Raw genomic sequence first — 13,081 nt, 5'->3', positions numbered from 1 at the left:
AGAAGGTATCAGAGACAGGGCTGGCCTGTAAACAATAGTTAATTATGTGTTCAGGCTAGCCAGTTGGGGAGTAGGATTGATGTTATTCTCATAACCTTACTCCTCAACCTTTTAATAGAGAAATTCAAAAGTTTGCCCCATGGTTGAGATTAAACTTCAGAAGTGTAAAACCTCCAGAGTCAAAACACGCAAATTTTCCAGAAGATAGAGAAAGAGTTTCCAGTGCATCCAAAACCACTCAGTCTTCCAGAAAATACCCGTATTCATTCAGAAATCAAGGTAAATGGTTCTTCGCGCATTTTGCGGGAGCAGTTAGTTTCCAAAAATGTGCATAGGCTTTTAGAAAAGCAGAGTGGTTTCAGACACTGAAATGTGTCCAGTAAGTTTGCAGTAAAAACCTGCAAAAAGGCGAAGAGCTTCATTTACATACTTCCTGGCAGGAGCCGGTCAGGTTGTACAGTGTTTCACGCTGATGGCAGTATACTTCTTGCTTCTCCGAGATATACTGTCATCATATATTCCCCAAGTAGGCCGTAAGACCTGCAGTACTCTCTCTGCGCAGGCACAGGTTTCCCATTTTAATGTGCTTGCGCAGGCTTATTTATCTGCAAAATCTTCATTTCTTAGGTTTTCATGGCTGATCTCCTGAAATATTTTGTAAAATATTCGGATAATAAGGGACACGGGATAATCGTTTAATCCGAATTTGACATGATAATACATTTTATAATGTATTAATGGACTTCAGGATTCTGTTTTCGTCGTACAATTCAAAGTTACATCGTGTTTTTTTGACTGTTTGCCTTTTCCTTTTTTGTCACCATTATGCCGCTACAATGCGTTTTATGTGGGGAAATAATGTATTAGATAGTGGGGTCTGTCTAATTGGGGTTTAATAACCTTTTGATACTTTAAAAATAATAACTTTTTAATATCAAGATCCCTATATTAGGTTGTTTATAAATTTCAATTAATATTCCTTATTCTCTTCTGTTAATATTCGATAGCGTTGTTCCTTTCAGGCTGTCGTTTTGCCCTGAAGGTGGTTATAAGTTCCTGGTGATTGAGATTGGATCCATCATGCCTGATAAAAACAATCTTCTTATCTGAAAAAAGAAAAAACGTACTGGTTCTTCTGTTGAAAGAAGGACCCAAGAACATCGATGAAATAAAAGAGGCTCTTGATGTCAATTCAAGTGCTCTTATGCCCCAGATTAAGAAACTTCTTAAATGGGATCTCGTAACCTATGATCCCATTGAAGATATGTATAAGTTGTCTGATATGGGGGTTCTTATTGTAGAAAAAATAGAGGAATTTCTGAATATTATCAACATTTATGCAGAAAACCATGAGTACTGGGAAACCCGTGACCTTAGTGAGATCCCGTATCATATGAGAAAGAGGATTGGAAACCTGAAGCATTGTGAGCTTCTGGAAGCAGACAGAGATTGCCTCTTTGAGTTCCATCCGAACGTTGTTGAAAATGTTCTTGCCTCAAAATATGTTATGATGGCAAGCTCCGCCTTTCAGCCTCAAACAGTCAGCATCTTTTCAAAGCTTCTCCAGAAGAACGCAAAGGTCTCTTTCGTACTTACGGAACAGGTTTTTGATAAGTTTTTCGACGATTTCCCGGATCAATTTAAATGTTTCCTCGGCCACGAAAATATGAATATTTCCATGCGCAGCGGACATATTGGCCCTCTTACTCTTGTTGTAACGAACACCTTTATGGCTCTCTGGCTCTTTGACAAGAATGGACGGTTTGATGGGACTATGCTTATAAGTTCTGAGGAGAGCGCCCTCAAATGGGGAAGGGAACTTTTCACTTATTACTCCAGCATTTCAAATATGGTCTATATTGACCCTGACTCCGGGAAAATGGAGTTTACTGGTTACAATATCACAAAAGCCAATAAATTCTAATTTTTTCAATATTTTTTTGTTTTTACCTGTGATTTCTCTCTATTTACACTTCATACTTTCTAAGTTTCGATATTTTTCCCCGTGTTATGTAAGGATTGGTCGGGCTTTTCAATATGCTGAGGGACGCTCTTATCATATCTCTTTTATGAAGATATTCTAAACATTAAATAGAATTCTACAACGCAGGCTGTCTCAAAACTACATTTGATTCTACAATTCTGATAATATATTCTACTATTAGGTTAATCAATACCTGTATTTTAGACTAATTCCCTTTTTTAATTTAAAGCCATTGTTGTCCATTATCCAATTGTAAAAATGGGTTGAGTTTTGAGATCGCTTGAATGGAATAATTGTGAAATTTAGAGAGCTAATAAGCAGATCGAAAGAGTTCAGATCTGTAAGACTAATCATACAAGAGGTATTCAAACTGACAAGAAAGCATACTTAGGAGGATTACACAGATAGATGAGGAGGTATGTCCATAAGTATCGTTTTTTAGCTGTTTTTTTGGGACAACTGTAAGCTATGGGATTAATAAAAGAAAGGAATTTCAAGTAACCTGAGCAAAGAAATAAATTAAGGAGCGTATAAAATTCATTTTTCAAAAAATTACTATTATTATTAAAAATCTATTTTTTATATCATACTATATTTAGTTTCTAATAATTTTTAGAAAGATTTATATAAAATATTTACATAAGTTAAATCATATTATCTCCAGAAGATAATATAAAAAATATGTACTATATTAAATAGAGAATATTTATGACCCCCTCGTAATTTGCCTGGTGGCGAATTTGCGGTTTGCAATTAATAGGTATATTTCTGACGCTCCGGGCTGACTTACCAGTTCAGGTAATAAAAATAGGGTTAGTTCGTAATTCCCCCTACTGCTGCGCAATAATAATGGGATTAAGATTTATCGATTCAGAGGTCGAAGCTACCACACTCCTGCCAGAAAAGGCTTAGGGAGGATGGCTTTCTTGTCCACTAATCTAGGATAATATAGGTCAGGTTGATTAAATATCGGAGGTGAGGTGAAAAGCAGTTTTGCATATATAAACTGTACAAAAACTGTATATTTTTTACAGTCTTGTTTTATTTAATTTTGAAGGGCTAATTAATTTCAGTATTTCTCGACTGTTTATAGGATTGTGTTCTAACTAACTGGAATCTACTACAACTCGCGAACTTTAAAAAATTATTTAATATAATATAATTTTTGATGTCACCCCCTGTACATCAACGAGAACCAGATAATCAATTGAGGAGGAAAACTAATTTGGGAAAGTTTAGGGTAAGTGCCTGGGTCGTAGATCTGGTTTTTATGCACATTTTGTTCATTGTGATCCTGTGTATAGTCTACTATTTCATCGTACCAGTAATAGTTCCGGGTTGATTGCAGAGTAAATGAATATCAGACTAAAGGTATCATCTTTAAATTCAAGGGAGAATTTTCCAATCAGAAAAATATGCAACAATTCTATCGTACATTTGTGAAGTTGAATGTGCCTTTTGAGCATGTTTTTCATACCTTGTTAAATTCTTAAATTTTCAGTAAATATGTGAAATTTACTTTTACCCCTACAATTTGAAGATGATGCGACTAAAGAGTTGTATATACTCAAAAAGGATATAAAATCGGATTCAAGGTGGTCTCAAGTGATAGAAGGAATGAAATCTCAGATAGGCGACAATGGCGCGAAAAAAAGGAAACAAGAGCCGACTAATGAGGATGACAGACCAAACGGAATGAAGGCAAAAGGTTACTATCTTGATGTGATCTTCATTCAGCTTTTGCTTCTGTTACTTCTTTATGGAGTAGCTAAATTTGTTGTGCCGATGCTTTCTTGAAGTTCTTCAATTTGACTGAAAAAGGTGCTGGTTTTCTTCGGTGAAGTTTTTCTATCTCTTCCCGAAGCAGTACCACTCTATTTTAAGTGGATTTTCCTTCCGAGAAAGGAGGGAGAAAGCTCCTATGCTTTAGCTTGGAGATGAACCCCGTTCACTTCCCCAACATTCTTTTCATCATCCGCTACCCATTATATTCTTCAAATCCTATTCTCGGTTCTGCAGTTCCTGTAGTTCTTCCTGACACTGTAGCTCTTCTGAACTACTGTACTAAATGGATAACTTTATTAAAGATTGTTCTATAGATAACAGACTAAAGTAAGATCCAGGGAAAACCGATACCTGTTCAGTTTTCTCCAGATACCCTTCTTTTACTTAAAAAAGAGTGTCCAATTGAATACAGAAAAATTCGGTTCTGAAAAATGCCAGGAGACTATAAGAGTTCGCTGAAGTTTTAGCTGGAAATTAACACATTTTAGTAATTAGATATGTATAATCTGGATAGTTGAATATATCTGGATAGTTGAATATATCTGGATAGTTGAATATATATTCTCAGTTTAACCATAACTTTATAATAGTAAATAAGTGGAGGATTGGATCTATTGAGACCTTTAGCAAAAGAGAGATCCAAAGAATGTATTCATAATATGCCGGTTTCAGCTGGAATTTATCAAGTTACATAAAAAAATATTGAAAATGCCCTGACCTGCGACAAAACAAATATTGTTTTGATAATATTCTGATTTTTTGTTGATTTTGTTCCTCATGCTTTTCAGAATGTCTGAGTGACTATTTATTCATTTGCTAAATTAACATGTGCTACTCATACCGATTTATATTGTTGGTTTATAAAATATACAAAAATAAATGAAAGAATGTAAATACTAGTTCTCTCTAAATAAATCCTGTAATTATAGAAAAATATTTAATGAAGAATTTTTTACTATCAAATAAAAAAAATCAATAAATAGGGAGGACAAACTTTGAAAATAAGGGTTGTGAGTTCTAGAGAAGAAATCTTTACTTTAAATCCAAACGAAAGAATAGTTCATCTGGCTTTTAGGCCTTCGAACAAGGACATTTTTTCCCTGGTCGAGAACTGCCCGAAGATTGAGGTAATACAGTTACCGAAATCATACAGGCGCACGGTCTCAAAGTCCATAGAAATGTTCCTTGAAATGCAGCGTATCCAGCTCATAGAAGGAGATGTCTGGGGCCACAGAAAGGACATAAACGAATATTACCGGATTCCTACCTCTATAATTGAGGAGATAAAGGAACTGAAGATTGAAGGTAAATCCACTGAGGCTATTGAAGAAAAAGTCTCAAGGGAAAGCAAACTGAACCCTGAAATGGTTGCTTACATCCTCAGAAAGGATGTTAGTGCATGAGCCTCTGAAACATATTTTCAGGCTCTTCCCATTTTATTTTCTTCTAACTTCTATTGCTTCGTAATTTTTATTATTCTTTTATTGATGTTACTTTTTAAGTTTGATGTTTTACAGTTTTATTACTTTTCAAGTTTTGTTTCGTTTTTATTTTTATCACTCTTTATTTTTAATTACGTTTTTATTTTAGTGGTTTTTGTACTTTTGTATGATTACGCTGTTTTTAATTATTCTTCTCCTCATAATCACCTATAATACGCAATTGGATGCCACCTTTGGTTTTATCTTCTCACTACCCTGAAAGTGTACAAGTTTTTCAAAGCTGATATTGTAAATTTCATTAAAAAGAAAACCCGGAGAAAAACCTCTAAAACCTTCTAACACTCTGTAATCCTCTATTTGTATATATTTGAGCTATTTATTTTACAACATTAATTCTCATTTCTATTTTCTAATGTAACTCGTATAAGGGTAATATGCGGCTTTAATTTTATGGCTACTTTTTTATAAAACAAACGTAAGCTGAGAGGGTAGTTTTTGTAACTTACGGCATTTTCCGGTTTGAATAGACTACCACCCTCCACTCCTGCGGCTCTCCGGCAATTTAACATGTAACAAAACCCCACAATTTTCGACAGCCACACGGCTTATATGGCTAATTACATCCCAACTTTGACAGTTAAAAGTAATATAAGTGAAGACCGGAACAAATTCCCTGTCTGTCTTTTATCCCCGGTCATTATATGGTCTTTCGGATCAAGGGGGAGCACAAATGTGAAAATCCTACCTTCTCCAACTTTGTTTTCAACCCGGATTTTGCCACCGTGCTTTGGCAGACCGGACTTTGATAACCCCATGCCAGGAAACAGGTGATGATCTAAAACGGAAGAGATTTTTTACATATTTAATAAAGGTTTGAATTGTTTGATTTTGTTTCTTTCTGGGTTTGACGGGATAGCTTTTGTTCTTACAAGAGGCGAGATTTCCCCCTCATAAATTCCTTTACGGGAGTGAAGTGAAGCTTTGCTACTTCTCCGATGTCGTGTTTGTTGTGCACTCTGGCCAGGAAGCTGCCTACCATATTTGCTCCCTTGGGAACTGTAACTCCAATCTCTTTGGACCTCTCGTCCATGACACTCAGGAATGCATCTCTGGCAAGTACGGATGCTGCAGCTACTGCCATAGACTTCTCTTCGGCCCTGGTGGTCTCGATGAGGTTTACTTTGTTCAACAAATTTCTCTGAGACAGGGCTTCAGACACAACATTGTTACTTGCAAACTGGTCGACGACGACAGTTGGACACTCGATGTTGATCAGTTCCACGGCTTCTGCAATGTTGCGCGCGTGGGCCTGGGCAAGGAGAACATTCAGGTTGCCGTATTTTGCATACATTGCATTATACTCGCGTGGGTTATACGTGTGGATTACATACTTTCCAGCACAGTACTTCTTAATGAGCTGAGCAACCTGCCTGATCTTGCCATCAGTCAGGGTCTTGGAATCCGCAACCATGTGCTTCAGGATGGACATTGCTTCCTGAGACAGTGAATTATCGATGCAGAATGCAGCTGTGACCAGAGTCTCACATGCTCCGCCCTTTCCAACTTCATCTGCTCCTATACAGAACAGGGGAAACTTCTCCGAGACGGTTGGGTTACTGATTACATTTTCCGAAGCCTGGGAAGCTACTACCTCGGACAGCCGCTGCAGGCAGATGGCAGGAATTGTAATCTTATGCTTGAATTCGCTCAGGTCGATGTTCTGGATAATCTCTATGATTTTTGCAGATTCGGGGTTATCTCCAAACCTGGACATGTCGATGGTAAACCCATTTTTCTTGGACGAATAGATGTTAATCTGACCTACCCAGTTGCTGAAGCCAGTCCTGAACTGGATAAATTCTGCAGTGTTCTGCATCATCTTTATGTCCGAGACTACAATACCATGAGCCGTAAGCCCATTTGAAACCAGTGTAAACATCTCTTTTAGGGTCATGATCATCGAAAAGTGAGTTGTGGTTTTGGGAGGAAGAACCCTTTGATCCGGATATAGATGAAAAAACTGCAATTAAATATCTACTGTAGACTCCTGTTTGCGCTAAAACATGCACAAAAAAGTACGGATTATTTCCACAAACATCACATAAAGCTCTATGGCTTAGCACGTCATTGGTAAGGATGAGGACACAGGGTGAAAATACAATTCATCGCTCGTATATCGAGCGACTGGATACCCGCATTCAAGTACTCAATCAGTCTAAAAGAACGACGTTTCAGTTTTTAAGGGATCCTGACATAATCCTGAATACTTGACCTGACAAAGGGGGGTCAATGTCAAGTATTGAATATCTGACCCGCAGGATATACCTTTGAAAATCCCTACGTGGAAATTACTCATGACTTCCATGGGTTCGCCCTGGAAACATGGGCAAAGTGTAACAGTTGCTTTTTTGGATTGTTCTTGGTGTGTTAGTTTCGATTGAGGGGCTCGTCTACAAACATGAGGCATATGTGTGTAATCAAGCGTGCCTCAATAAAACTGAATACACGCCTTGCCACAGCGCGTCTTTGGTAAGGACGAGGTGTAGGGAAATGAGGTTCATTCCATGTTTCGATCCTTTCTAACATCATTCTGATATGCACACCCAAGAAAAAGAGTCCTGAAAATTCGCCTGAACTGTTACAATTCTGTTGGGTAAAATTCAAAAAAAAGTTCAGTAGAAATTGTTCTATTCACACCGGAGAAAAGTATAGTGGGAGGTGGACTTGTAGCCCACATATTCCCTAAAAATATTTTTAAGCCTCGGGCGGGATTTGAACCCGCGACCTCGTCCTTACCAAGGACGCGCTATACCCCTAAGCCACCAAGGCACTGTTGCTGTAAGAGCATCTCCAAAATATCACACCAGAGATATAAAGGTTTCGACTGATCAGGTTGCAGACAGGGAAAAAGCCCCTGACTGTCTGAAGATCTAAACATCTATTTTGGAAAATCTGGAGAACTTTCCTGTAAAAATACCCACGCCTTAGCATTTGTTATCCGGTATTTCAGGTTTTTAAAGGTTCCAGCGCTCATCGATGGGGAAGCGTTCATTGATCCACATCAGGACATAGTTGTTATGGACGATTTTATAGGAGCGGGAAAGGACTGGAATGCCGTCAAAAGTGGTTTCTTCTTCCAGGACTTCGAGTTCTCCCATGTCGCGCCTGGTCTCGAGGTTGTGGCTGCGCAGGATCCTGCCTATGGGGATGTCTGCGCGCATTAGCTGTTCCTTCATAGTTGCAGGCATGCGTTCCAGAGGAGAGAGTGACCTTGCCTGGACGAATACCGTATCCCCTGCATAGAGCCGGACTGTCCTGTTATTTACCTCACTGCCCTCTTCCACACCAAGAAATGCAGCCATTTCCTTATCGGCTTTGATTATGTGCTGGGACTCGGTTTTTACATTAACCGGTTTTCGGGTCATGATCTCGAGGAGAAAGGTTACGGAACCATCGGTCCCACAGCAGACCCGAAGGCAGGTGGGAATTTCGAGGCATTTCAGTTTATCAAGGAAATCTACTTCCAGAATGATACCTCCAGGTAAGGGCTGCCTGATGTTATTGATAACTTGAAATAAGAATGAGAGGTAAGGAGTTTATTCCTCTCCGACTTCTTTTTTTGCATTTTTCAACCGCTCTTTTGCCGTGTATCCGGTAGCCTTTAAGAGAAACTCCCGGTAGGCTTTGTTAGTCTGCAGGATCGTTTCATCATCTTTGATAGTAACATCGGAAACAGTGTCCACAAAGAGCATTTTGTTTTCTATCCAGACCGTTATCTTTGACATTGCTCCATAGGAAGTTTCAATATGGTCCCCGTTCCGGGAGATCTCAGTCGGGAAGCATTCCTGCATTGCCGAGTAGATTCTATCAATTTCAGGTTTAAAACCGCGCTTTAATTTATACTGCTGCATTGCTTATCCTCTTATAAGATATTTTCATTTCAGATAAAGTTTGCTTAGAATCGTTTTGTCTGGAACCCGCATTGGTAATCCGAAGCAGTCAAAATATAGGGTCCCGAGAGGTTGATTTCTCCCCCATAATTGATCTTCATGTATTTTTGCTTCAGGTATATTCGCTAATTATCTATCTAATAACGCTGGTTTTCTGTTTATTGCCATTGATTCCAGGCTATATTAACACTTTCTATTTATTTGAATATTAGTTTAATCATTATCAAATTAATTATAATTATGTATTTGCCCTACTCTAATATTGAACTAAAAAATCACAGGGGAAACCGGATATGGTAATGCTTCCTGCAAATGTAAAAGAAGCGCTTGAAAATCAGCAGGTTGCCTCCCTGTAACCAAAGACAAAAACGGTGTTCCAAACGTATGCTTGATGGGTTTTGTGAAAGTAAGAAACGACGAGACCCTTATCATGGCAAACGTTTTCTGGAAAAAGACCAAAGCAAACCTGAATGAAAACCCGAAAGCTGCCCTCAGCACTTACATGCTTTCGATGAAAGCCTGCAAGATGAAAGGAAATGTGGAACTGATCAGTAAGGTCTTCTAATGAATGGGGTTACCGACTGGTCGCTTCCAAGATGGCAAATCTCAAACCAAAAGGTGCAGCCCTTCTCCATGTAGAGGAGATATACAGTGTTTCCCCCGGCCCGAGTGCAGGGGAAAGAATCTCATAAAAATTTCATAAGAATTTTTACCTAATTTTTCATTTCTACTGTGTTCCGGCACAGCTCACTTTTTTCCCGAATCATTTAATCGGTAATGTGAACATGAATGTGCTGCCTTTTCCCACTTCGCTCTCTATCCCTATTTTCCCGCCATGCAGTTCAACAAGTTTCTGGACAATGGTGAGTCCAAGTCCGCTTCCCTGATACGTGCGTGCCTCCTCGGTGTCTATCTGGCTGAAAGGCTTAAATAGCTTCTTCTGGTCCTCCTGTGAGATCCCAACACCACTATCCCTTACAGAGATTTCTGCAAAGTCTCCGCCAATCTGGGCCCCGATGGTCACTGAGCCTTCACAAGGCGTGAACTTTATTGCGTTGCTTGTAAGGTTGTAGAGGACCTCTTTGAATTTTTCTCTGTCTGCATGGAGAACCCGGAGCTGGGGGTCGAGATCTTTCTCAAGGCGGATATTCTTTTTTGATGCCAGAGGAAGGAGTGTTGTCACGACCTCACAAATCGATTCCGGTACCGATATATCTGTGTATCGCAGCTCCATCTTTCCTGCTTCGATCTTCGAAAGGTCAAGGATATCATTGATTAGAGACAGCTGGTGTTTTCCGTTCATGGAAATATTGCCAACATACTTTCTTTGCTTCTCATTCAGCGGCCCGATCACCTGCTCAAGCAAAAAATCCGAATACCCAATAATAGAGTTCAGAGGTGTCCTCAATTCATGGCTCACGTTGGCCAGAAACTTAGACTTGGTGTTGTTTGCCTCTTCAGCGGCCAGTTTGGCTCGAACCATCATCTCTTCTGCCCGCATCTGATCCGTTACATCGATCCCCAGGCCTCCGTACACTGTTGCTCCTTCGTCCAGATTGATCGGAAACCTTATGGTGCGGTAGAAAAGTTCGTTTCCTTCCGGATCTACAAGAGCTTCTGTCTTTGGGCTGCTGTCTTTTTCTTCAGCTCTCGCATCTCTGATCCACTCCTCTATCCGGAAGTATTCTTTCAGATAATTATTTGAATTCAGATAATTATTTGAATATACAACAAGTCCTGCGTCATCTTTTATGAATGCAGCAGCAGGCAAATTATCCATAAATGTGGCAAATTGTTTTTTACTCTGCTGTAGTTTTTTGGAGTATTTTTTTAGTTCTATATTCGTCTGCTCCAGTTCTTCAGCATATCTCTGTAGTTCTTTCCTGCTTTTTTCGGACGCTTCGATCCATTCTCTGAAGGCAAGGCCATAGGCCATCATCATTTCCATCAGAGGGGTTGAAAGATAACGTGCGGATTCGATGAGTTTCGCGTCTGGATAAGTTTCTGCAAGGCTAGCTATTGCTTCCTCATGGATCTCTGCAAGGTCCTCGGGGGGTATGTTTTCTCGGACCAGCTCTCTACCGAGTTTCTCTATTTCAAAAAGGTATTTTTCATCAGGGTCATCAAAATAATTTTTTAGAAGAATGTGGTATCGGTGTTTGAATTTTTGCAGTGGCATAGGGTAAATCACTCATTATATCTGTTATAGATTAGAATTGTAGCATCGTCTGTTTCTTTTGCATGATCCCTAAGTATTTGATTTGCCAGTTTTTGCACATCCCTGCAGAGGAACTCGTCATAACCGGAAATATCAAGACGTTCTGAGATGCCGTCAGTCCACATGAGCACAAGGTCACCATCAGCCAGGTCTACAGTATTTGTATTTAATTTCCTGTACCCACCCCCAACGATACCCCAATCACTGCTCAAATTCATTTTTTTTCTACCCCTTATTACTACATTGATATTTCCTATTCCCCCATGAGTCAATGTAGAATTGTTTTTATCAACAATGACTATGCTCATTGCCGTCCCTCTGGTATGTTTTATTTCCCTGTCACACTTCTCAAATATATGGTGCAGTGGTTCACAGAGGTTACGAGATATACAGTCTATAGCTGCTTTTGCAGCCGTTTCAGCCTCTATTCCATGCCCGAGGCCATCAACCATGCATAGTGTGATACTATCCTCGTTTTCCCACCACCTACACTGATCTCCACAATGTGGGTCGTTGAAGAAAGAATGAGTTGCAGTACCTATGTTCATGTGTTCCATTCTCTGTTCCAGGCCCTCTGATTCCACCTTAAATGGCCGTTCTCTTTTCCCAACTCTTTGACAGTTTATCCTGGTTCCGGACTTTACCTTCTGCAGGATTCAGGTGCTAATATCTTCACAGCGCCCGGTTCAACAAATTAAATGGTTCCCCCATTTCGAGGATGAATTTTTTATGTTAGGATTTTTGCGTCACATCAAATTATTTCCGGGCCCTTTTGATCTCCAGGGTAATTTTTGTATATCCTGGCTCTGATGCTATGTCAAAATTGTTTACAAGCCTTCTGGCTCCCGGAAGCCCTGCCCCCAGCCCATTTCCCGTAGTGAACCCGTCTTCCATTGCCTGCTCAATATCCCCAATTCCGGGGCCGTTGTCTTCTACAACTACTTTAATACCCATTTCCCTTTCATCCTGTTCTTCACAAATGGAACAGCTTCCTTCTCCTGCATATTTCAGGACATTCCTGGCCAGTTCAGAGATGGCCGTGGCCATACGTGTCTGATCTGCCGAACCAAACCCCAATTCCTTCATGATCTCCTTTGCTGTCTGCCTTGCGAACAGGAGATCACTCTCGGTTTTAATCGGTATCTTCTTATTCATTGCTTATTCCCTCTCAGGTTATCCCCCATCATTAATCTGGTATTTCCCATAATTTACCCATACCAGGATTCTGCCTGCAATTTTCCACTCCTCTTATTATCCTGTTGCTGTGGTACAGGTAAGTATGGAAAATACATCCCCGCAGGTAAGAATTTATACAATTTTTAATTCTTCAACTGTTTAATGAGGTCTGATTCCCTTTTGTGGAAATGAGTATTTTGTCAATCCCCTTGCCGAGGTTAAGTGCTGTCTGCACACCTATCAGTTCGCGCCCCATTTCAACAAGGGTCAGAGCAACCATAGGCTGCATGCCGCAGAGTACCACTTTCGCCCCCATAATTTGCGCCATATTTGCTGTTTCATTGATAACTCTCGCCATAAATGAATCAACAATCTCCATGCCTGTTATATCAATCAGGACTCCTATAGCTTCGGTTTTTTCAAGCATGTTCAGCAACTGGGCCTGATATTCAAGTACCTCGTTGTCTGTAAGGTCTCCCGGTATCGATGACAGCAAAACGTCCTTCACTTTCAATATCGGAATCAT

At 39.7% G+C, this 13,081-nt stretch carries 11 protein-coding genes and 1 tRNA gene; 4 read left to right on the top strand and 8 right to left on the bottom strand.

Annotated features, from left to right (window positions below; all coding sequences use genetic code 11):
• Positions 1-1,069 precede the first annotated feature (1,069 nt).
• From EO95_RS14925 to EO95_RS14915, 3 genes are all read left to right on the top strand, one after another.
• A complete protein-coding gene (locus EO95_RS14925; RefSeq protein WP_052733606.1) occupies positions 1,070-1,924 on the top strand; it encodes a winged helix-turn-helix domain-containing protein in 855 nt (284 codons plus the stop codon).
• A gap of 1,677 nt (positions 1,925-3,601) precedes the next feature.
• On the top strand, positions 3,602-3,781 hold the full coding sequence (locus EO95_RS14920; RefSeq protein WP_156164077.1) for a hypothetical protein: 180 nt from the start codon (positions 3,602-3,604) through the stop codon (positions 3,779-3,781).
• Positions 3,782-4,764: 983 nt separating this feature from the next.
• Positions 4,765-5,172, top strand: a complete 408-nt coding sequence (locus EO95_RS14915) for a DUF1699 family protein (RefSeq protein ID WP_048135963.1) — start codon at positions 4,765-4,767, stop codon at positions 5,170-5,172.
• Between the two features lie 964 nt (positions 5,173-6,136).
• On the opposite strand, the gene EO95_RS16850 is transcribed toward EO95_RS14915, so the two are convergent.
• The 4 genes from EO95_RS16850 to EO95_RS14895 form a co-directional block, all read right to left on the bottom strand.
• Entirely contained in the window at positions 6,137-7,165 is a 1,029-nt protein-coding gene (locus tag EO95_RS16850; protein WP_235283054.1) for a ribonuclease HIII, read from the bottom strand.
• A gap of 803 nt (positions 7,166-7,968) precedes the next feature.
• Positions 7,969-8,040 (bottom strand) — tRNA-Thr (locus EO95_RS14905).
• A 185-nt stretch (positions 8,041-8,225) separates the two neighbouring features.
• The gene (locus tag EO95_RS14900) at positions 8,226-8,699 is read right to left on the bottom strand and encodes a chorismate pyruvate-lyase family protein (protein ID WP_311135566.1); all 474 of its coding nucleotides are present in this window, start codon (positions 8,697-8,699) and stop codon (positions 8,226-8,228) included.
• A gap of 108 nt (positions 8,700-8,807) precedes the next feature.
• A complete protein-coding gene (locus tag EO95_RS14895) occupies positions 8,808-9,122 on the bottom strand; it encodes a DUF5611 family protein (protein WP_048135960.1) in 315 nt (104 codons plus the stop codon).
• Between the two features lie 439 nt (positions 9,123-9,561).
• Between EO95_RS14895 and EO95_RS18370 the strand changes: the two genes are divergently transcribed.
• Positions 9,562-9,726, top strand: a complete 165-nt coding sequence (locus EO95_RS18370; RefSeq protein ID WP_235283053.1) for a hypothetical protein — start codon at positions 9,562-9,564, stop codon at positions 9,724-9,726.
• 198 nt (positions 9,727-9,924) lie between these two features.
• Here the strand turns inward: EO95_RS18370 and EO95_RS16840 are convergent, their stop codons facing one another.
• The 4 genes from EO95_RS16840 to EO95_RS14875 form a co-directional block, all read right to left on the bottom strand.
• Entirely contained in the window at positions 9,925-11,340 is a 1,416-nt protein-coding gene (locus tag EO95_RS16840) for an ATP-binding protein (protein ID WP_156164076.1), read from the bottom strand.
• A gap of 8 nt (positions 11,341-11,348) precedes the next feature.
• The gene (locus tag EO95_RS14885) at positions 11,349-11,927 is read right to left on the bottom strand and encodes a SpoIIE family protein phosphatase (RefSeq protein ID WP_235283052.1); all 579 of its coding nucleotides are present in this window, start codon (positions 11,925-11,927) and stop codon (positions 11,349-11,351) included.
• Between the two features lie 208 nt (positions 11,928-12,135).
• On the bottom strand, positions 12,136-12,534 hold the full coding sequence (locus EO95_RS14880) for an anti-sigma regulatory factor (RefSeq protein WP_048135956.1): 399 nt from the start codon (positions 12,532-12,534) through the stop codon (positions 12,136-12,138).
• 172 nt (positions 12,535-12,706) lie between these two features.
• Positions 12,707-13,081, bottom strand: coding sequence for an STAS domain-containing protein (locus EO95_RS14875; RefSeq protein WP_048136074.1), 375 nt, complete (start codon positions 13,079-13,081; stop codon positions 12,707-12,709).

Origin of the sequence: Methanosarcina sp. 1.H.T.1A.1 (assembly GCF_000979295.1) — an archaeon.
GTDB lineage: Archaea > Halobacteriota > Methanosarcinia > Methanosarcinales > Methanosarcinaceae > Methanosarcina.
Note: the sequence above shows the minus strand (reverse complement) of the source record. Positions and strands in the feature narration are given on the sequence as shown.